Source organism: Caballeronia sp. AZ10_KS36, from assembly GCF_023631105.1.
GTDB lineage: Bacteria > Pseudomonadota > Gammaproteobacteria > Burkholderiales > Burkholderiaceae > Caballeronia.
Window position 1 is genome coordinate 107,074 of the sequence record NZ_JALQDQ010000016.1, and the last position, 19,074, is coordinate 126,147.

General features: G+C 65.2%; 18 protein-coding genes and 1 other RNA gene. 7 read left to right on the top strand and 12 right to left on the bottom strand.

Going from position 1 to position 19,074, the window contains the following annotated elements; translation table 11 throughout:
• Window positions 1-6: 6 nt before the first annotated feature.
• Genes NCR35_RS09260 through surE form a run of 3 tightly spaced genes read right to left on the bottom strand, consistent with a single transcriptional unit; the run spans window position 7 to window position 2,695 of the window.
• The gene (locus NCR35_RS09260) at window positions 7-948 is read right to left on the bottom strand and encodes a peptidoglycan DD-metalloendopeptidase family protein (protein WP_250534211.1); all 942 of its coding nucleotides are present in this window, start codon (window positions 946-948) and stop codon (window positions 7-9) included.
• Between the two features lie 5 nt (window positions 949-953).
• A complete protein-coding gene (locus NCR35_RS09265; RefSeq protein ID WP_250534145.1) occupies window positions 954-1,940 on the bottom strand; it encodes a protein-L-isoaspartate(D-aspartate) O-methyltransferase in 987 nt (328 codons plus the stop codon).
• Window positions 1,937-2,695: a 5'/3'-nucleotidase SurE gene (gene surE, locus NCR35_RS09270; protein ID WP_175940449.1), complete on the bottom strand. Its 759-nt coding sequence runs from the start codon at window positions 2,693-2,695 to the stop codon at window positions 1,937-1,939. Before surE ends, NCR35_RS09265 begins: the two co-directional genes overlap by 4 nt.
• Before the next feature lie 103 nt (window positions 2,696-2,798).
• On the opposite strand from surE, the gene NCR35_RS09275 reads away from it, so the two are divergent.
• Window positions 2,799-3,773, top strand: a complete 975-nt coding sequence (locus NCR35_RS09275) for an NADPH:quinone oxidoreductase family protein (RefSeq protein WP_250534146.1) — start codon at window positions 2,799-2,801, stop codon at window positions 3,771-3,773.
• Window positions 3,774-3,785: 12 nt separating this feature from the next.
• Here the strand turns inward: NCR35_RS09275 and NCR35_RS09280 are convergent, their stop codons facing one another.
• From NCR35_RS09280 to ffs, 9 genes are all read right to left on the bottom strand, one after another.
• Window positions 3,786-4,610, bottom strand: coding sequence for an ABC transporter permease (locus NCR35_RS09280; protein ID WP_250534147.1), 825 nt, complete (start codon window positions 4,608-4,610; stop codon window positions 3,786-3,788).
• Between the two features lie 10 nt (window positions 4,611-4,620).
• Window positions 4,621-5,451 (bottom strand): ABC transporter ATP-binding protein, encoded by an 831-nt coding sequence (locus tag NCR35_RS09285; protein ID WP_250534148.1) that lies wholly within the window; start codon window positions 5,449-5,451, stop codon window positions 4,621-4,623.
• 3 nt (window positions 5,452-5,454) lie between these two features.
• Entirely contained in the window at window positions 5,455-6,492 is a 1,038-nt protein-coding gene (locus tag NCR35_RS09290; RefSeq protein WP_250534149.1) for an ABC transporter substrate-binding protein, read from the bottom strand.
• A gap of 91 nt (window positions 6,493-6,583) precedes the next feature.
• On the bottom strand, window positions 6,584-7,789 hold the full coding sequence (locus tag NCR35_RS09295) for a CaiB/BaiF CoA transferase family protein (protein ID WP_250534150.1): 1,206 nt from the start codon (window positions 7,787-7,789) through the stop codon (window positions 6,584-6,586).
• 31 nt (window positions 7,790-7,820) lie between these two features.
• Window positions 7,821-8,045, bottom strand: coding sequence for a DUF1653 domain-containing protein (locus NCR35_RS09300; protein WP_175940455.1), 225 nt, complete (start codon window positions 8,043-8,045; stop codon window positions 7,821-7,823).
• Window positions 8,046-8,055: 10 nt separating this feature from the next.
• On the bottom strand, window positions 8,056-8,652 hold the full coding sequence (recR, locus tag NCR35_RS09305; protein WP_248319957.1) for a recombination mediator RecR: 597 nt from the start codon (window positions 8,650-8,652) through the stop codon (window positions 8,056-8,058).
• A 50-nt stretch (window positions 8,653-8,702) separates the two neighbouring features.
• Window positions 8,703-9,029, bottom strand: a complete 327-nt coding sequence (locus NCR35_RS09310) for a YbaB/EbfC family nucleoid-associated protein (RefSeq protein WP_159836360.1) — start codon at window positions 9,027-9,029, stop codon at window positions 8,703-8,705.
• A gap of 135 nt (window positions 9,030-9,164) precedes the next feature.
• The gene (locus tag NCR35_RS09315; protein WP_250534151.1) at window positions 9,165-11,783 is read right to left on the bottom strand and encodes a DNA polymerase III subunit gamma/tau; all 2,619 of its coding nucleotides are present in this window, start codon (window positions 11,781-11,783) and stop codon (window positions 9,165-9,167) included.
• A 129-nt stretch (window positions 11,784-11,912) separates the two neighbouring features.
• Window positions 11,913-12,011: signal recognition particle sRNA small type (gene ffs, locus NCR35_RS09320), an RNA gene on the bottom strand.
• A gap of 351 nt (window positions 12,012-12,362) precedes the next feature.
• On the opposite strand from ffs, the gene trxA reads away from it, so the two are divergent.
• The 6 genes from trxA (at window position 12,363) to NCR35_RS09350 (ending at window position 19,031) form a co-directional block, all read left to right on the top strand.
• Window positions 12,363-12,689 carry a thioredoxin TrxA gene (gene trxA, locus NCR35_RS09325; RefSeq protein ID WP_008349330.1) on the top strand — a complete coding sequence of 109 codons (327 nt, stop codon included), beginning with the start codon at window positions 12,363-12,365 and terminating at the stop codon, window positions 12,687-12,689.
• Window positions 12,690-12,970: 281 nt separating this feature from the next.
• Window positions 12,971-14,236: a transcription termination factor Rho gene (rho, locus tag NCR35_RS09330; RefSeq protein ID WP_159836362.1), complete on the top strand. Its 1,266-nt coding sequence runs from the start codon at window positions 12,971-12,973 to the stop codon at window positions 14,234-14,236.
• A gap of 152 nt (window positions 14,237-14,388) precedes the next feature.
• The gene (locus NCR35_RS09335) at window positions 14,389-15,216 is read left to right on the top strand and encodes a M90 family metallopeptidase (RefSeq protein WP_250534152.1); all 828 of its coding nucleotides are present in this window, start codon (window positions 14,389-14,391) and stop codon (window positions 15,214-15,216) included.
• A 155-nt stretch (window positions 15,217-15,371) separates the two neighbouring features.
• Complete coding sequence (locus NCR35_RS09340) at window positions 15,372-15,626, top strand: type B 50S ribosomal protein L31 (RefSeq protein ID WP_175940459.1); 255 nt, start codon at window positions 15,372-15,374, stop codon at window positions 15,624-15,626.
• A gap of 236 nt (window positions 15,627-15,862) precedes the next feature.
• Window positions 15,863-17,626, top strand: coding sequence for an ArnT family glycosyltransferase (locus tag NCR35_RS09345; protein WP_250534153.1), 1,764 nt, complete (start codon window positions 15,863-15,865; stop codon window positions 17,624-17,626).
• 43 nt (window positions 17,627-17,669) lie between these two features.
• Window positions 17,670-19,031 (top strand): MATE family efflux transporter, encoded by a 1,362-nt coding sequence (locus tag NCR35_RS09350; protein WP_250534212.1) that lies wholly within the window; start codon window positions 17,670-17,672, stop codon window positions 19,029-19,031.
• Window positions 19,032-19,074 lie beyond the last annotated feature (43 nt).

Below are 19,074 nucleotides of genomic sequence, written 5' to 3' on the forward strand. Positions count from 1 at the left end.
CCGCTTTTATTGCGGCGGCAAATACTTCAGTGGGTCAACAGGTTTACCCTGCCGGCGAACTTCGAAATGCAACATCACACGGTCCGAATCGCTGTTCCCCATCTCAGCGATTTTCTGCCCTTTAGTCACCGCGTCTCCCTCTTTTACCATCAAAGCGCGGTTATGTGCATACGCCGTGAGAAAAGTCGCATCGTGCTTGATGATAATGAGATTGCCGTAGCCGCGCAGCCCATTTCCGGAGTAGACCACCCGCCCGTCCGCCGAAGCGTTGACCGGATCTCCCGCCGCACCGCCGATATTCAAACCCTTGTTTCTCGCGTCGTCGAACGTGCCGAGAATCGGACCGCGCGCCGGCCAGATGAACGCCGGCTGCGCTGCCGCCGTCGCGCTGTTGTCGACGCCCGCCGCCACGCCCGGCACCGCGCCTGCCGCTGCGCCCGGCGCGGTTCCCATGCCGGAACTCGGCCCGTAGTACGGCGGCTGGGTCGCGGCCGTCGTCGCGCCCGGCTGCTGCGCGCCGCCGTTGAGCGGCTGCGCTTGGACTGCGCCACCCGCGATCGGCGCGGTCGACACACCCGGCGTCGCGGCGGCGACATTCGCTCCCGGCGGCGCGACGCGCACCAGCTGACCGACCTCGATCTGATTCGGGTTGGTCAGATTGTTCCAGGCAGCGATGTCGTGATAATTCTGACCGTTTTCCAGTGCGATCCGATATAGGGTGTCGCCCGGTTTCACGCGGTAGAAGCCCGGCGGCGGCGGACCGTTGGACGCGGCGGCCTGCGCGGCGTCCGTGCCGATGGGCGCGCCGGTTCTATCCACCACCGGCGCCATGTCCATGCGCGTCGAACACGCCGCCAGCACGGTTAGCGCAACGACACACACGCTGCGCTGCGCCGCCGTCAGGCGAACGTTCGCACTCCCTACTCGCCAAGCACGCAAGATACTCATCGGTGTCAAATCACTCCGGATTTCAAAGGTACAAAGAAAACGCGATCCAGCTGCGACTCGCGCCACTGCGTCGCCGAAACGCGCGTGACGAGCGTCAGCACCTGCGACTGCGCGGCCTGCGATCCGACCGGCGCGACGAGCCTGCCGCCGACCGCCAGTTGATCCAGCAAGGCTTGTGGGACGTCGAGCCCCGCGCACGCGATGACGATCGCATCGAACGGCGCGGCCGCGGGCAGGCCGAGACGGCCGTCGCCGTAGTGCAGCCGGATGTTCGGCACGCGCAGCGGCCGAAGGTTGAGCTTCGCGCGTTCGGACAGCGGCCGTACGCGCTCGATCGAATAAACCTCGGTTGCGACCTGCGACAGCACCGCCGCCTGATAACCACAGCCGGTCCCGATCTCCAGCACCTTGTCGAGCGTGCGGCCGGCCGCGACCAGTTCGATCATGCGCGCGACGACAGAAGGCTTCGAGATGGTCTGATGGTGACCGATTGGCAGCGCCGCGTCTTCGTACGCCTGCGCGGCGAGGCCCGGATCGACGAACATGTGGCGCGGCACGACCGACATGGCGTTCAGCACGCGGGGATCGGTGATGCCGTTCCCGCGCAGCCGCTCGACCATGCGCTCGCGCACGCGTTCGGAGGTGAGCGTCTGCGTGCTCGTCAGCGCGACGTTCGGCGCGCCCTTCTTCGTCGCGGCGTTGGTGTTCGCAGTCGGATTGCGCTCGGCGGGCCGCTGCGTGGTGCGCAACGCGCTCGTTCTTGGATGGGGCGCCTGAGCCGGACTGCGCGTCGCGGCGGAAACCGGTTTCTCGCTCCCAAGCTTCGACGGAAACGCCGACGCCGCTTTCTGCGCGCCGCTGGCCGATCGCAACGCGCCCGGCGTGGCCGCGGGCTTCACGCGCGACGCATCCGCGCGGCCGCCGGGCTTGCGCGGCTCGCGTACCAGGTCCGCGAGCGCCAGCGGAAAGCGCTTGGCGCGCTCGTCCGTCATGAGCGGCGGCTCCCGGCGGCGGCCCATTCGCGCGTCTCGGCCATGAGCTTCGTGTGCGTCAGGTCGAGTTGCAGCGGCGTGATGGAGACATAGCCGTTCGCGACGGCGTGAAAATCGGTGCCTTCGCTGGCATCGAGCGCATCGCCCGACGGCCCGATCCAGTAGATCGGGTTGCCGCGCGGGTCCGTCTGGCGGATGACCGGCTGCGAAGGATGCCGCTTGCCGAGGCGCGTCACGCGCCATTCGCCGAGCTGATCGTACGGCAGGCTTGGAATATTGACGTTCAGCAACGGATGACCCGGCATCGGATGCTCGAGAAAATGCGCGACGATTTCCGCCGCGACGCGCGCCGCATCTTCCAGATGAAGCCAGTCGCGGCCGACGAGCGAAAACGCGATGGCCGGAATGCCGAACATGAAGCCTTCGGTGGCGGCGGCGACCGTGCCCGAATACAGCGTGTCCTCGCCGACGTTCTGGCCGTTGTTGATACCCGACACCACGAGGTCCGGCTGCTCGTCCAGCATGCCGGTGAGCGCGATATGCACGGAGTCGGTCGGCGTGCCGTTCACGAAGTTGAAACCGTTCGGCGCGCGATGAATGCTCAACGGCCGCGACAACGTGAGCGAGTTCGACGAGCCGCTGCAGTTCTGCTCGGGCGCCATCACGGTCACGTCGCCGAGCGGTTGCAAGGCGTCGTGCAGCACGTTGATGCCGCGCGCCAGATAGCCGTCGTCGTTGCTGAGTAGGATTCGCATCTGACGATTGTAACCGAGGAAAGATGACGCGCGAACGCGCGCGCGGGCTCGCCCGGACCGCTGCCGTGCCCTACACTGAACGCCTCGACGACGAGGAGACGACATGCGCGCGGTTCGCTGCAATCGATACGGTTTACCCGACACGCTCACCATCGAGACGCTGCCGGACCTGCACCCCGAAGCCGGGGAAATCATCATCGACGTGAAGGCGGCGAGCGTCAATTTTCCGGACGTGCTCATCGTTCAGAACAAGTATCAATTCAAGCCGCCGCTGCCGTTCACGCCGGGCGCGGAGTTGGCGGGCGTGGTGCGCGAAGTCGGCGCGGGCGTGACGCGCTTCACGCCCGGCATGCGCGTGGCCGCGTACACGGCGCACGGCGCGTTCGCCGAACAGGTGCGCGCGAGCGAGACGGCATGCATCGCGCTGCCGGATCATGTCGATCTCGCAGAGGCCGCCGCGTTCACGCTCGCCTACGGCACGTCGTATCACGCGCTCGTCGATCGCGGCGAGCTGAAGGCCGGCGAGACGCTCCTCGTGCTCGGCGCGGCGGGCGGCGTCGGGCTGGCGGCGCTGCAGATCGGCAAGATCGTCGGCGCGCGGGTGATCGCGGCGGCATCGAGCGCGGAGAAGCTCGCGTTCTGCCGCGAGCACGGCGCGAACGATGTCATCGACTACACGAAGGAAGACTTGCGCGAGCGCATCAAGGCGCTGACCGGCGGCAACGGTCCGGATGTCATATTTGATCCCGTCGGCGGCGCGTATTCGGAACCGGCGTTTCGCAGCATCGCGTGGCGCGGGCGATATCTCGTCGTCGGCTTTGCGAACGGCGAGATTCCGAAGCTGCCGCTCAACCTCGCGCTACTGAAAGGCGCGAGCATCGTCGGCGTGTTCTGGGGCGATCACATGCGGCGCGAACACGCGCTCGCGGACCGCGAATTCGCGACGATGGTCGAATGGATCGAAGCAGGCAAGCTGCGCCCCGTCGTCACGAAGCGCTATACGCTCGGTGAGACGCCGCAAGCACTCGACGACATGATGAATCGCCGCGTGACGGGCAAGGTCGTGATCGAGCCGTAAATCGCTGCTATCTCACAGCTTCTCGGTATCGCCGGTTTTCGGCTGCCATTTCATGAGCCGCCGCTCGACGAGCGCCACCAGCCCGTCGAGCACCAGCGCGAACGCGGTCAGCACGAGAATGCCGGCGAACACGGTGTTGATATCGAACGTGCCTTCGGCTTGAAGAATCAGATAGCCGACGCCGCGCGCCGAACCGAGATACTCGCCCACCACCGAGCCGACGAACGCGAGGCCGACCGACGTATGCAGGCTCGAAAACACCCAGCTCGTCGCGCTCGGCAGATACACATGACGCAGCAGTTGCTTGCGATTCGCGCCGAGCATGCGCGCGTTCGCGAGCACGACCGGGCTGACTTCCTTCACGCCCTGATAGACGTTGAAGAACACGATGAAGAAAACGAGCGTCACGCCGAGCGCCACCTTCGACCAGATGCCGAGCCCGAACCACACCGCGAAGATCGGCGCGAGGATCACGCGCGGCATGGAGTTGGCGGCCTTGATGTAGGGGTCGAGCAGCGCGCTCGTCGTCGGCGCGAGCGCCAGCCATAGGCCGACCGCGAGCCCCGACACCGTGCCGATGACGAAGGCGAGCACCGTCTCGATCAGCGTCACCCAAAGGTGGATATAAATCTCGCCGCCGCTGAACCATTCCCAGATGCGGGCAAGCACCTTCTGCGGCTCGCCGAAGAAGAACGCGGCCTTGTTGGCGTCGTCGAAATAAAAAGGCGGCAAGAGCGTCGGACTCGTGAGCACGTACCACACGACGAAGCACGCGACGAGCAGCAGCCATTGCCACAGCGCGAGATTGGCCCGATTGGGGCGCAGCTTGTTCCACATGTTCGTATTCTTATCCGGCGACGGCGGGCTTCAATTGCTGCTGATAACCCTTGAGCACTTCCTCGCGCAGCACGCCCCAGATCTGCGCGTGCAATTCGACGAAGCGGGGATGCGAGCGAATCTCGGCGACATCGCGCGGACGCGGAAGGTCGATCGCGAATTCACCGATGGGATGCGTGCCCGGCCCCGCCGACAGCACGACGACGCGGTCGGACATGGAGATGGCTTCGTCCAGATCATGCGTGATGAAGAGCACGGCTTTGCGCTTGGCGGCCCAGAGTTCGAGCAGCTCGTTCTCCATCAACTGCCGCGTCTGGATGTCGAGCGCGGAGAACGGCTCGTCCATCAGGATGATGTCGGGATCGAGAATCAGGGTCTGCGCCATCGCGACTCGCTTGCGCATGCCGCCCGACAGTTGATGCGGATACCGGTCGCCGAAGCCGGACAAGCCCACGCGCTTTAACCACGCTTCGCCGCGCGAGCGCGCTTCGTCCTTCGGCACGCCGTCGAACGCGAGGCCGGCGGTCACGTTGTCGAGCGCGGAGCGCCAGGGCATCAGCGCGTCGGCCTGAAACATGTAGCCGGCGCGGCGGTTGATGCCTTTCAGCGGTTCGCCGAACACGCTCACCGTGCCCGACGACGGCTGCAGCAAGCCCGCCGAGATGTTGAGCAGCGTGGACTTGCCGCATCCGGTCGGGCCTACCACGGACACGAACTCGCCCGGCGCAATGGCCAAAGTGGTATTGCGAACGGCGGTATAGCGGTCCTTACGATTCTCGCGCGACGCGAACGTGCAGGTGACGTCGTGCAGTGCGAGCGCGGGTTGGTCGGGCGTCGCCATCGGCTACGCCTTGACCGAGGCGAGCGCCTTCTTCACGAAGTCGTTCGTCCAGGTCTTCGACAAGTCGATCGGCTTGCCCTTCACGGTTTCGTCGAACGCCTGGAGCGTTTTCAGCGACGTGGCCGGGCCGTCTTCCGGCATCAGGCCATCGGGCGACATGGCTTCCTTCACGTGCTGCCACGAATCCAGATACAGCGCGCGGTCGCCGAGCAGATAGCCTTCCGGCACCGTCGCGATCAGTTCCTTGCCCGATGCCGACTGCAGCCACTTCAGCGCGCGCACCATCGCGTTGGTGAGCGCCTGCGTCGTGTTCGGATTCTTGCTGATGAAGCTCTGCGACGCGTACAGACACCCCGCAGGCATGTTGCCGCCGAACACGGTGCGCGTATCCGCGAGCGTGCGCGTGTCCGAGACAATGCGAATGTCGCCCGCGCGGTCGAGCTTGGTCATCACGGGATCGAGGTTCGCCATGGCGTCGATCTGGCCGGACTCCAGCGCCGCGATCGCGCCCGCTCCCGCGCCGACGCCGATGAACGACACGTCCGTCGCCTTGAGACCGGCCTTCGCGAGCACGAAGCTCGCCATGATCGACGTCGACGAACCCGGCGCCGTCACGCCGATCTTCTTGCCCTTCAGGTCCGCGACGGACTTGTAGTTGGGCATCGCCTTCTTCGATACGGCGAGCACGATCTGCGGCGCGCGACCTTGCAGCACGAACTCGCGGAAATACTGATTCTTTGCCTGGAGCAGCAGCGTGTGCTCGAACGCGCCGGACACCACGTCCGCGCTGCCGCCGACCGCCGCCTGCAACGCCTTCGCGCCGCCGGCGAAATCGGCAATCTCGATATCGAGTCCTTCGTCCTTGAAGTAGTTGCGGCGCTCCGCGATGGTGAGCGGCAGATAGTAGAAAAGGTTCTTGCCGCCGACGGCGATCGACACCTTCGTCTGTTCCGGCTTGCCTTGCGCGAACGCGAGCGGCATGCCTGACACTGCGCTACCCGCGAGCACGGCGCCGCTCGCGATGAACGTCCTGCGTTTCATCGTTGTTGTCTCCTGTCGACCGGATGTCGCATGAAGCGCTCCGGTTGCTTGTCGTTCTGGTCTGCGCTGCCGGCCGGGTGTCGCGATTCGCTCAGATCACCTTGGCGGCCCGCAGTCGCGCGATATCGTCGGGATGATACCCGAGCGTTGTAAGGACTTCATCGGTGTGTTCACCGAGTTGCGGCCCGAGCCAGCGCGTCTCGCCGGGCGTGTCGGACAGCTTCGGCGTGACGTTCGGCAGCGTGATCTCGCGGCCGTCCTGCCAGGGGAAGCGTTGCAGCATCTGCCGCGCGATGTACTGCGGGTCCGTGAACATGTCGGCGACGCTGTAGATGCGCCCGGCCGGCACGTCGGCCGCATTCAGCACGGCGAGCGCCTCGTCGATGCTGCGCGTCGAAAGCCACGCGGCGATGGCGTCGTCGATTTCCTGCGTGCGCGGCACGCGGCCGTCGTTCGAGGCGAGCGCCGGATCGTTCGCGAGATCGGCGCGGTCGATGGCGGTCATCAGCCGCTTGAAGATGGGATCGCTATTGCCGCCGATGACGATGCTGCCATCGCGGCACGGATACGTGTTCGACGGCACGATGCCCGGCAGCGACGCGCCCGTGCGCTCGCGCACGAGACCGTAGACGCCGTATTCGGGCACGACGCTTTCCATCATGTTGAAGACGGCTTCGTAGAGCGCGACGTCGACCACCTGCCCTCTGCCGCCGTTCACTTGCCGATGATGCAGCGCCATCAGCGCGCCGATCACGCCGTGCAGCGCGGCAATCGAATCGCCGATGGAAATGCCGATGCGCGGCGGCGGCAAGTCCGGATAGCCGGTGATGTGCCGCAGGCCGCCCATCGATTCGGCAATCGCGCCGAAGCCCGGACGGTCCCGATACGGCCCGGTCTGCCCGTAGCCGGAAAGCCGCACCATCACGAGGCCGGGGTTCTCGGCTGACAAAGTCTCGTAACCGAGACCGAGCTTTTCGAGCAAGCCCGGCCGGAAGTTCTCGATGACGATGTCCGCTTCCTTCACGAGCCGCCGGACGATTTCCTTGCCCTCTTCGGCCTTCAGGTTCACGGTCACGGACTTCTTGTTGCGCGCCTGCACCGCCCACCAGAGCGACGTGCCGCCGACTTCCGGATACAGCTTGCGCCACTTGCGCAGCGGATCGCCGCCGTTCGGGTCTTCTATCTTGATGACGTCCGCGCCGAACTCGCCCATGAAGCGCGCGGCGAACGGCCCCGCGATGAGCGTGCCCAATTCGAGCACCTTGACGCCGGCGAGCGGCCCCGCGGTTGCGCTCATGTTTTCGTCTCCTTTGTTTTTGTACGGGCTTTCAGAGCGGCAGATCCAGCGGCTTGAAGCGCGGCGTGCCGTCGGCGAGCGTCTCGTTGAACATCGCGGCGGGCCGCACCCACAAGCCGCGCTCGTGCGGCCACAGGTGTTCGTAGACGATCATCGCTTCTTCCGTTTCGGAGTGCCGGGCCACGCCGATCACGCGATACAGCCCGCCCTTGTAATGCCGATGCGTGGCGAGCGCGAGAGCTTCGCTTTCTGTCATGAAGTCTTCCTTATACGGAGCGCCGGTCGAGCATCGCGCGCGCGATGGTGCCTGCATCGACATATTCGAGCTCGCCGCCCACCGGCACGCCGCGCGCGAGCCGCGTGACCTTCAGCCCTTTCGACTTGAGCGTCTGCGCGAGGTAATGCGCGGTGGCTTCGCCTTCGTTGGTGAAGTTCGTCGCGAGCACGACCTCTTGCACGACGCCATCCAGCGCGCGGTTGATCAGGCGCTCGAAGTGAATCTCCTTCGGCCCGATGCCGTCGAGCGGACTCAGCCTGCCCATCAGCACGAAGTACAGCCCGCGATACGTGAGCGTCTGTTCGAGCATGATCTGGTCGGCGGGCGTCTCGACGACGCACAGCAGAGCCGGATCGCGCTCCGGATCGAGACAGACTTCGCAGATCGGCGCCTCGGTGAAGGTGTTGCACTTCTCGCAGTGACGCAGGTGCTCGGTCGCGAACAGCAGCGAATTGCCGAGCTTCTCGGCGCCGGCGCGGTCGTGCTGCATCAGGTGATACGCCATGCGCTGCGCGGATTTCGGGCCGACGCCCGGCAGCGCGCGCAGCGCCTCGACGAGCGCCGAGAGGGCGGAAGGTTGTTTCATGTGTCCTTCGTTGGCGTCGAAACGCGCCGAATGCGCTTCGGCGCGCGCGATCAGAACGGCAGCTTGAAGCCCGGCGGCATCGGCATGCCGGCGGTCATGCCGCTCATTTTCTCTTGCGTGGTGGCTTCGGCCTTGCGCACGGCGTCGTTGAACGCGGCGGCGACGAGGTCTTCGAGCATGTCCTTGTCGTCCGCGAGCAGGCTCGGGTCGATCTGCACGCGCTTCACGTCGTTCTTGCAGGTCATCGTCACTTTCACGAGGCCGGCGCCCGACTGGCCCTCGACCTCGATCAGCGCGAGCTGATCCTGCATCTTCTTCATGTTTTCCTGCATCTGCTGAGCTTGCTTCATCAGCCCGGCGAGTTGGTTCTTCATCATGGTGCGGCTCCTTCCTGAAAAGCGGATATGCGGATGGCGGCGAGCGCGCCGGAACGTGCGGCGGCGCGCTTCGGGATTCAAGCCGCACATGCGGCGAATGTGCGGCGTGTCTTGCTGCTTACTGTACCGTGCCCGTCAGGCGGATGCGCCCGGCGTATGTCCGCCCGATGCGGCAAGCGGCCTGATCGAGCCTTGCACGATGCTCGCGCCGAAATCGCGGATGAGCGACTGCACGAACGGATCGCGCTGGATCTCCTGCTCGGCCTCCTGCTGCTTCTTCGCACGTTCGGCTGCGTCGAGCGCGGCGGCCGTGCGGCGCGCGGGACCGACGCTCACATTAACTTCGACGGCGCGGCCGAGTTTTTCGGCGAGCGCGCTCTTGAGCTTCGCGACGTGGCCGGCGTCCTTGTACATGGGCACGGCGACAGTGAGCGTGACCGAATTCGCGTCGCAGGCGGTCAGTTCGCTGTTGAACGCGAGCTGATAGGCGACGCCTTTGAGCGGCAGATCGACGACGAGCGCCGCCCATTCGATGTCGACGCCGAGTGCATCGAGCGCAACGGCGGGCGGCAACGGCGCCGTGTCAGCCTTCGCGACTGGCTTCGGCGCGGGTTCGCTGCCAAAGCGCATGTCGTCGGGGCCGTTGTCGAACGCGGGGATATAACCGTCGTCGGGCGGCATGAAATACGCATCTTCCGACGATGCCGGGGCGTAGTCGTCCGGCGGCATGTCCTCCCACGGCGGGATGACTTTCGCGGCGGGCTTGGCTTGCGGCTGGGGCGCGGGTGCGGCTGCGGGTGCCGACGTGGATGCCGCTTGAGCCGCCGGCCGGCGCGGCTCCGGAACCTGCACTTTCACGGCAGGCTTGGCGACGTTGGCGACAGGCTTGGGCGCAGCGGCCGGCGCGTTCGCCTGTCCCGCCGCCGATACCCCGCGCCCCGGCCGATCCGACGACAGCCGCATGCCTGCGCTGCGCAGCACTTCGAGCGCGGCGCTGGCTCCGCTTCCGGCGCGGGAAGGTGCGGGAGATTCCACGGATGCAGCGGCGTCCACCGTCTGTCGCGCGGCGGCGGAAAGCGGCGCGGGGGCGGCGGGTGGCTCGTTGGCTGCGTTCGCTGCGTCGGCGGCTTGGTCTTCCGGCCGAGTCGCGGAGACGAGCGATGCATTGCCCGCATCGGCAGCTTCGCCTTCCGGCTGATTCACGGAAGCGCTCGACGCTAATGGTGGCGCATCGCGCACATCGGCAGCTTCGTCTTTCGGCCGAGTCCCGGAAGCGAGCGACTCGGCTGACGGTGCGCTGTCTCTCTCGCCGGGTTTGTCTGCCGGGCGATTCGCCGACACAAGCGACGCGGCTGGCTGTGCGCTGCCAACATCGGCGGCTTTGTCTTCCGGACCAATCGCGGAAACGCGCGACGCATCCGAGCGTTCGCCATTCATCGCGGATGCTTCGTCGCTAGAAGTCGACGCGTGCGCCGGAGAAACAACGCTTCGATCACGGACCTGCGCTTGCGGCTCGCGCGTCGCCGCAGATGCCCCGCTCGCCGCCTTCGCGGCGACTGGCGCGGGCGCCACCGCGCGTTCGGCCATCGCGCCCACGAGCGCCGCGCTGCGCTGCGGCTTCGCCGCTTGCGGCGCGTTCACCGCGAGGCCGCCGCCACCGCCCGGCCCGCCCGCGGGCTCGAACGCGAGCATGCGCAGCAGCGTCATCGTGAAGCCCGCGTATTCGTCCGGCGCGAGGCCGAGTTCGCTGCGGCCGACGGTTGCAATCTGATAGAACAACTGCACCTGCTCCGCGGACAGCGCGTCCGAGAAGCGGCGGATATCTTCGGCTTCGGGCCACTCGTCCAACACCGACGACGGCGCGAACTGCGCCCACGCGATTCGATGCAGCAGGCTCGCCAGATCCTGCAGCGCGGTCGAGAAGGACAGGCTGCGCAGCGCCATTTCGTCCGCGATGGCGAGCACGCCCGCACCGTCGCCGGCGGCGAGCGCGTCGATCAGACGGATCAGATAGCTTTGATCGAGCGCGCCGAGCATGCCGCGCACGGCTTCCTCGGTCACCTGATTCGCCGAGTACGCGATAGCCTGATCGGTCAGCGAAAGCGCGTCGCGCATGCTGCCGTCCGCCGCGCGCGACAGAAGCCGCAGCGCCTGCGGCTCGAACGCGATGTGCTCTTCGCCGAGGATGTGCTCGAGATGCGAGACGATATGCCCCGCCGGCATCTGCTTCAGGTTGAACTGCAGGCAGCGCGAGAGCACCGTCACCGGAATCTTCTGCGGATCGGTGGTGGCCAGAATGAATTTGACGTGCGCCGGCGGCTCTTCCAGCGTCTTCAGCATGGCGTTGAAGGCGTGGTTCGTGAGCATGTGCACTTCGTCGATCATATAGACCTTGAAGCGCGCATCGACCGGCGCATACACGGCGCGCTCCAGAAGCGCGGCCATTTCATCGACGCCGCGATTGCTCGCCGCGTCCATTTCCACATAGTCGACGAAGCGGCCTTCGTCGATTTCCCGGCACGCGCGGCACACGCCGCACGGCTTCGAGCTCACGCCGGTCTCGCAATTGAGCGCCTTCGCGAAGATGCGCGAAAGCGTCGTCTTGCCGACGCCGCGCGTGCCCGTGAACAGATAGGCGTGATGCAGACGGCCGCCGTCGAGCGCGTGCGTGAGCGCGCGAACGACATGCTCCTGGCCGACGAGCGACTCGAACGATTTCGGCCGCCATTTGCGTGCGAGAACTTGATAGGTCATGCGCGAAATTGTATCAGCAACGACTTGCGGCAAACGCGCGAGAGCGGGACGCGGCAGGCGTCCAGGCAGGCTGTCGCCGCACTGGAGAAACAGGGAAATGCTGGAGGAGAAAAGCGAGAAAAAGCGGAAGGTGACGAGCCCGACCCTCGGCACTGGTGGAAAGCGGCTGTGGCTGCTTCGTTCCCGACCTGACCAGGTTGACCGCGCCACCATGCGAGGAGGCCCGTCACGACGAATTGTATCACGCTCGGCGCGCCGCCCGGAAGGCTGGTCGCGAAGCTCGCTACGAAGGCAACGCGCGACCGTGCTCTTGTGCTTCGTGCTTTCGCCCTCAGATTGTCGCTATCGGGCACGGGCAACGGATAGCAAAGTAGGCTAAGATGGCATGTGACTCACCTGTGACCGTGCGTGCTTATGCCCGAATCGGCGGGCGCGGTGGCGGGACATTCGTTCGCGCATGAACTGCAGATTCAGCGGTGCAGCTTCAGCGGCAAATGAGCGGCGAAATCCTTTTCCAGTTTTCGTGTATCGTGGCGAGCATTCCAACGCGGGCCTCGAATCAATAGAGGTATTCAGACAATGAGCGAATCAATCAAGCACATCAGCGACGCTTCTTTCGAACAGGACGTCGTCAAGTCGGATAAACCTGTCCTGCTCGACTTCTGGGCCGAGTGGTGCGGTCCGTGCAAGATGATTGCCCCGATCCTCGACGAAGTCGCAAAGGATTACGGCGATCGCCTGCAGATCGCGAAGATCAATGTGGACGAACACCAGTCGACGCCGGTCAAGTTCGGCGTGCGCGGCATTCCCACGCTGATCCTGTTCAAGAACGGCGCCGTCGCCGCGCAAAAGGTCGGCGCCTTGTCGAAGTCGCAGCTGACCGCATTTCTCGACAGCAACCTGTAACTGCACCACGGGCGGGCGTCGGCTTTCATCGGCGCCCGCTCTGCGCGGTTTTGCGCGATTGCGCGCGATTCGAATGAAAAGCGCGTGAGCCGATGTTGTCGCACGACAACATCGGCCGAAAAGCCCCGTCCCCGGCCTATCCGAGGCTCGCGCGGCGTGTGCTATGCTAGAATCACAAGACTTCAAGAAGTATTAACTAGCAGTATTAAGTCTAGAGCGGTTCCGCTCACCTCTTCCCCAAATCTTTCTGTCGCACCTCTTCTCCCCGGCGGGAAATCCGTATGCATTTATCCGAGCTCAAGTCTCAGCACGTGTCTGCACTGATCGAGATGGCCAATGGCCTGGAGATCGAAAACGCGAACCGCCTGCGCAAGCAGGAATTGATGTTCGCGATTCTTAAAAAGCGCGCCAAGGCTGGCGACACGATTTTCGGCGACGGCACGCTCGAAGTGCTGCCCGACGGCTTCGGGTTTCTGCGCTCCCCCGAGACTTCGTATCTCGCGAGTACGGACGATATCTATATCAGCCCGTCGCAGATCCGCCGCTTCAATCTGCATACCGGCGACACCATCGAAGGCGAAGTACGCACGCCGAAAGACGGCGAGCGTTATTTCGCGCTGGTGAAGGTCGACAAAGTCAACGGGCAGCCGCCCGAGGCCTCGAAACACAAGATCATGTTCGAGAACCTCACGCCGCTGCATCCGAACAAGCCGCTGCCGCTCGAACGCGAAATGCGCGGCGAGGAAAACGTCACGGGCCGGATCATCGACATGATCGCGCCGATCGGCAAGGGCCAGCGCGGGCTGCTCGTCGCATCGCCGAAGTCGGGCAAGACCGTGATGCTTCAGCACATCGCGCATGCGGTGAAGGCCAATCATCCGGATGTCGTGCTGTTCGTGCTCCTGATCGACGAGCGTCCCGAGGAAGTCACCGAAATGCAGCGCTCGGTCGCGGGCGAAGTGATCGCCTCGACCTTCGACGAACCTGCCGCGCGCCACGTGCAGGTGGCCGAAATGGTCATCGAGAAGGCGAAGCGCCTCGTCGAAATGAAGCATGACGTCGTGATTCTGCTCGACTCCATCACGCGTCTCGCGCGCGCCTACAACACGGTCGTGCCGGCATCGGGCAAGGTGCTGACAGGCGGTGTCGATGCGAACGCGCTGCAGCGCCCGAAGCGCTTCTTCGGCGCGGCGCGCAATATCGAAGAAGGCGGGTCGCTCACCATCATCGGCACGGCGCTGATCGAAACCGGCAGCCGCATGGACGACGTGATCTACGAAGAGTTCAAGGGCACCGGCAACATGGAAGTGCACCTCGAGCGCCGTCTCGCGGAAAAGCGCGTGTATCCGTCCATCAACCTGAACAAGTCGGGCACGCGCCGCGAAGAGCTGCTGATCAAGCCGGATCTGCTGCAAAAGGTCTGGGTGCTGCGCAAGTTCATTCACGACATGGACGAAGTCGAAGCGATGGAATTCTTGCTCGATAAGATCCGTCAGACGAAGAGCAACTCCGAGTTCTTCGACCTGATGCGTCGCGGCGGGGGTTGATTCTCCGTCCTGTTTCGCGCTTTCAAGGAACCGCCTGCATCGTCAGGCGGTTTTTTTATCCGCGCGTGCTCCGCGGTCGCGATGCCGCCCGCGCGCATCCGTACAATTCGGTCTGTTCCCCGGGTCATCCCGCGCAACCACTCGACCGACCGATGCCCAACCTCTTCACCCGCTGGTTCGGCGCGCAACGCCGCGAGCGCGCGCTGCGCAAGTACGCCATCGACGACGCCCTCTGGCAGCGCACGCTCGACGCCTTCCCGTTTCTCGGCCACCTGAGCGCGCCCGACCGCGACCGCCTGCGCGAGTTGACGAGCCTTTTCATCGCGCAGAAGTCGTTTTCCACCGCGCACGAACTGGAACTGACCGACGAGATGATCGTCGCGATCGCCGCGCAGGCGTGCCTGCCGGTGCTCAACCTGAGCCTCGATCTGTACGACGGCTGGGTCGGTGTGATCGTCTATCCGGGCGAGTTCGTGATCAAGAAGACCGTGGAGGACGAAGCCGGCGTGGTGCACGAGATCGAGCACGACGCGAGTGGCGAGGCGTGGGAAGGCGGCCCGGTCGTGCTCTCGTGGGAGGACGCGCAGATGGCGGACGGCTCGGACGCCTACAACGTCGTGATCCACGAGTTCGCGCACAAAATCGACATGGTGAACGGCGAGGCTGACGGGCATCCGCCGCTCTTTCGACGCTGGCACGCGCCGCTCGACCATGCCGCATGGTCCGACGTGTTCGACAACGCATACGACCAGTTTTGCGCGCGCGTGGACGCCGTGCCGAAGCGCCGCTGGAGCCGCTTCGAGCGCGAATCGCTGATCGATCCGTATGCGGCGGACCATCCGTCGGAATTCTTCGCGGTATGCAGCGAGGCGCTCTTCGTCACGCCGCAGGCTTTCGAGGCCGAGTATCCCGAGTTGTATCGGCTGCTCGCGCGTTATTACCGCCAAGACCCGGCGAACGTGGGCGCGCTGGCGGGTTGAGTTCTGCACACCGAGTCGTGCAAACGTCTCGGAAAAAGTATCAACCGACTGATTTTCTGGCATAATCTTCGTTTTTCGACCCCCAGGCAAGTGACTCGCTAAAGCCACCGAGAACGGTGCAGTGGGTTGGCTACCGCCAGATACCAGGAAAGATCATGAAAGAAGGCATTCACCCGGATTACCGCGAAGTCCTGTTCGTCGACATGTCGAACGACTTCAAGTTCGTGACCCGCTCGACCATCCAGACGCGCGAAACCGCCGAGTACAACGGCAAGACGTACCCGCTCGCGAAGATCGAAGTGTCGTCGGAATCGCACCCGTTCTACACCGGCCAGCAGAAGATCATGGACACGGCCGGCCGCGTCGAGAAGTTCAACAACAAGTTCGCGCGCTTCTCCACCAAGAAGTAAGTCGGGCTTCAGGGTTCAGCAAAAAGGGCAGCTTTGGCTGCCCTTTTTTGTCCCTGCGTCTTATGTCGTCGCATCTGTCGCCGCACCTTCGGCGAGCGTTGTTGCGCGCGCTTACATGCCGACGCGGCAAGACGCTAGAAAAGCCGCTGCCCGACTACAATGCCGGATGCTCCGGCCCCGCCGCGCTTTTTTGCGCACGCCTGTCGGCGGTCCGTCTCTCCATCAAGCCTTCTCGCATGCGATCTGTCGTTCGTCTGACCGCCTCCGCCACCAGCGCCCTGCCGCGCTGGCTCCTGCTCGCCATCTGCATCACGTATGCGTCGTTCGGCCTCTTCGGCCGCGATCCCTGGAAGAACGAAGACGCAGCGGGCTTCGGCGTGATGTGGACGATGGCCAACGGCGATGCCCGCGACTGGCTCCTGCCGAACCTGCTCGGCAAGGCGCCGACAGCCGACGGGCCGCTGATGTACTGGCTCGGCGCGACGTCCATCCGCCTCCTGAGCCCGTGGGTCGATGCGAGCAACGCGTCGCGCGTCGTGACGGGTCTGCTCTTCTGTATCGCGTGCGCGTTCGTCTGGTATTCGACGTATCTGCTCGGCCGCCGCGAAGAAGCGCAGCCTTTCAAATACGCGTTCGGCGGCGAGCCGGAACCGCGCGACTACGGCCGCACCCTCGCCGATGGCGCGCTCCTGATCCTGCTCGCGTGCTTCGGCCTTGCCGAGCGCGGGCATGAAACCACGCCGCAGCTCGCGCAGTTCGCCGGCACGGCCATGCTCATCTACGGCCTCGTGCGCAGCCTCGACAAGCCGGTACACGGCGCGCTCGTGTGGGGCGCGGCCATTGGCGTCGTCGGGCTGTCGAGCTCGCCGGTGCTCGTCTTCGCGCTGCTGCTCTGCACGCTCGCCATGACGATCATCGTGCGTCAGGTGCGCGCCGCGCCCTTGCTGATCTACGGCCTGCCGGTCGCGGTCGTGCTGATCGCCGCATGGGTGCTGCCGACGCTGCACTTCTTTCCCGACGACGGCGAGTGGTGGCTGCGCCAATGGTGGCGCACGAGCTTCTATACGTTCTCCGGGCCACCTTCCATCGTCTTCGGCTACGCGATGAAGAACCTGCCGCTCTTCGCGTGGCCCGCGTGGCCGCTCGCGATCTGGGCGTTCGTGAGCTGGGGCGGCATGCGCCGCTCGCCGCACGTGGCGGTGCCGTTGTCGATTATCGGGCCGCTGCTGGTGCTCGTCGTGTTGCAGGCACACGAGACCAACCGCCTCTTCCTGCTGCTCTTGCCGCCGCTGTCCGTGCTCGCGACGTTCGCGCTGCCGACGCTCAAGCGCGGTGCGATCAACGCCATCGACTGGTTCGCGATGCTCAGCTTCACGATCATCGGCTCGCTGGTGTGGCTCGTGTGGACGGCGGGCATGATCGGCTTTCCGGCGCCGATGGCGCGCAACCTCGCGCGTCTCGTGCCGGGCTTTCATCCCGAGTTCAAGCTCATTTCCTTCGTGTGCGCGGTGGCGGTGACGGTCTGCTGGTTCCTGCTCGCCCGCTGGCGGCTTGCGCGGCATCCGAAGGTGCTGTGGCGCAGCGTCGTCTTGTCGAGCGCGGGCACCACGCTGATGTGGGTGCTGCTCATGACCCTTTGGCTGCCGGTCGTCAACTACAGCCGCACGTATCGCGACGTCGCGGAGCAGATCGCGGATCATCTTCCGCCCGACTACACGTGCATTTCGCCGGTGCGTCTCGGCGATGCGCAGATCGCGACCTTCGCCTATTTCGGCGGCATGCATTTCGCGTTCGACGAAGATTGCGATGTGATCCTGCGACAGGACCGCGCCGATTACGGCGATCCGCCGTCCATCTCGACGTTCCAGTGGAAGCTCGTGTGGGAAGGCCGCCGCGCCGCCGACCGCGACGAACGCTTCCGCCTCTACGTGCGCATCGAGCGCCCCGCGCCGCCGGCGAAAAAGCCGTTGCGCCCGCGCACGCTGCGCCGGACACAGTAAGGCCATGCTCCCGAAGCTCTCGATCCCCAACGGCCAGGCCGGCATGTGGCGCGACGTGCGCACCATCGCGGCGCTCGCGTGGCCGGTGCTGATCGGCCAGCTCGCGGTGATCGCGTTCGGCGTGATCGATACCGCGATGGTCGGCCGCTTCTCCGCCACCGATCTCGCCGCGCTCGGCCTCGGCTCGTCGGTCTATATCTCCATCTACATCGGCCTGACGGGCATTCTCGTGGCGCTTCAGCCGATTGCCGGGCAGCTTTTCGGCGCGGGACGCGAGAGGGAGATCGGCGAGGAGACGCGTCAGGCGCTGTGGCTCGCGGTGGCGCTGACGGTGATCGGCTTCGCGCTGCTCTTTTTCCCCGAGCCGCTTTTGAGTCTCGCGAAGGCGCCGCCCGCGCTGCACGACCGCACGGTGCAGTATCTGCGCATCTTGTCGTTCGGTTTGCCCGCGAGCCTCGCGTTTCGCGTCTACAGTTCGCTGACCAACGCGGTCGGCAAGCCGCGGCTCGTGATGTTTCTGCAAGTCGGCGGCCTGATTCTCAAGTTTCCGCTGAATACGTGGTTCATCTTCGGCGGCGCGGGCGTGCCGGCGCTCGGCGGCCCCGGCTGCGCGCTCGCGAGCACGCTCATTAACTGGGTGCTGGCGGCGGTCGGCATGACGGTGCTCGTGAAGTTCGAGTTCTTCCGCCCGTTCGGCATCTTCTCGCGCTTTTCGTGGCCCGCGTTCAGGCGGCAAGTCGCGCTCTTGCGGCTCGGCATTCCTATGGGGCTGTCTTATCTGATCGAAGTGACGTCGTACACGTTCATGGCGCTCTTCATCTCGCGTTTCGGCACGACGACGCTCGCGGGCCATCAGATCGCCGGCAACCTCGGCGCGGTGCTCTACATGACGCCGCTCGCCATCGGCATTGCGTCGTCGACGCTGGTATCGCAGGCGCTCGGCGCGCGGCGCTTCGACGACGCCGCGTCGATCTCGCGGCACGGCATCGGCATGGCGTGCGTGCTGGCCTTCGTGTACGGCGTGATCCTGCTCGCCGCGCGGCCGCACATCATCGCGGCCTATACGCCCGATGCGAACGTCATCGCAGCTGCGATGCCGCTCGTGCTCATCATCGTCGTCTATCACCTCTGCGACGCGTTGCAGATCACCACCGCGTTCATTCTGCGCGCGTACAAGGTCACGCTCGTGCCGACCATCATCTATGCGATCGCGCTGTGGGGCATCGGGCTCGGCGGCGGTTATCTGCTCGGCTTCGATGTCGGCGGCGCGGTGCCTGCGTGGCTGCAAGGCGCGCGCGGATTCTGGATCGCCAATTCGCTGAGCCTCGGCGTGGCGGGCGTCGGACTCTTCGCCTACTGGCGGCGCGTGAGCGTGCGGCATCTGCCTTCGGTGGACGCGGACTGAACCAGCGCGTGTCGTCGAAAGCGGGAGAAAGCGTCGAAAAGCG

Coding starts and splice junctions, on each gene's coding strand:
- NCR35_RS09350 (WP_250534212.1), top strand. CDS start 17,670: ATGTGGCGCGACGTGCGCACCATCGCGGCGCTCGCGTGGCCGGTGCTG.
- NCR35_RS09345 (WP_250534153.1), top strand. CDS start 15,863: ATGCGATCTGTCGTTCGTCTGACCGCCTCCGCCACCAGCGCCCTGCCG.
- NCR35_RS09335 (WP_250534152.1), top strand. CDS start 14,389: ATGCCCAACCTCTTCACCCGCTGGTTCGGCGCGCAACGCCGCGAGCGC.
- NCR35_RS09285 (WP_250534148.1), bottom strand. CDS start 5,451: ATGGCGACGCCCGACCAACCCGCGCTCGCACTGCACGACGTCACCTGC.
- NCR35_RS09295 (WP_250534150.1), bottom strand. CDS start 7,789: ATGAGCGCAACCGCGGGGCCGCTCGCCGGCGTCAAGGTGCTCGAATTG.
- NCR35_RS09290 (WP_250534149.1), bottom strand. CDS start 6,492: ATGAAACGCAGGACGTTCATCGCGAGCGGCGCCGTGCTCGCGGGTAGC.
- recR (WP_248319957.1), bottom strand. CDS start 8,652: ATGAAACAACCTTCCGCCCTCTCGGCGCTCGTCGAGGCGCTGCGCGCG.
- NCR35_RS09340 (WP_175940459.1), top strand. CDS start 15,372: ATGAAAGAAGGCATTCACCCGGATTACCGCGAAGTCCTGTTCGTCGAC.
- NCR35_RS09315 (WP_250534151.1), bottom strand. CDS start 11,783: ATGACCTATCAAGTTCTCGCACGCAAATGGCGGCCGAAATCGTTCGAG.
- NCR35_RS09300 (WP_175940455.1), bottom strand. CDS start 8,045: ATGACAGAAAGCGAAGCTCTCGCGCTCGCCACGCATCGGCATTACAAG.
- NCR35_RS09310 (WP_159836360.1), bottom strand. CDS start 9,029: ATGATGAAGAACCAACTCGCCGGGCTGATGAAGCAAGCTCAGCAGATG.
- NCR35_RS09275 (WP_250534146.1), top strand. CDS start 2,799: ATGCGCGCGGTTCGCTGCAATCGATACGGTTTACCCGACACGCTCACC.
- rho (WP_159836362.1), top strand. CDS start 12,971: ATGCATTTATCCGAGCTCAAGTCTCAGCACGTGTCTGCACTGATCGAG.
- NCR35_RS09260 (WP_250534211.1), bottom strand. CDS start 948: ATGAGTATCTTGCGTGCTTGGCGAGTAGGGAGTGCGAACGTTCGCCTG.
- NCR35_RS09265 (WP_250534145.1), bottom strand. CDS start 1,940: ATGACGGACGAGCGCGCCAAGCGCTTTCCGCTGGCGCTCGCGGACCTG.
- trxA (WP_008349330.1), top strand. CDS start 12,363: ATGAGCGAATCAATCAAGCACATCAGCGACGCTTCTTTCGAACAGGAC.
- surE (WP_175940449.1), bottom strand. CDS start 2,695: ATGCGAATCCTACTCAGCAACGACGACGGCTATCTGGCGCGCGGCATC.
- NCR35_RS09280 (WP_250534147.1), bottom strand. CDS start 4,610: ATGTGGAACAAGCTGCGCCCCAATCGGGCCAATCTCGCGCTGTGGCAA.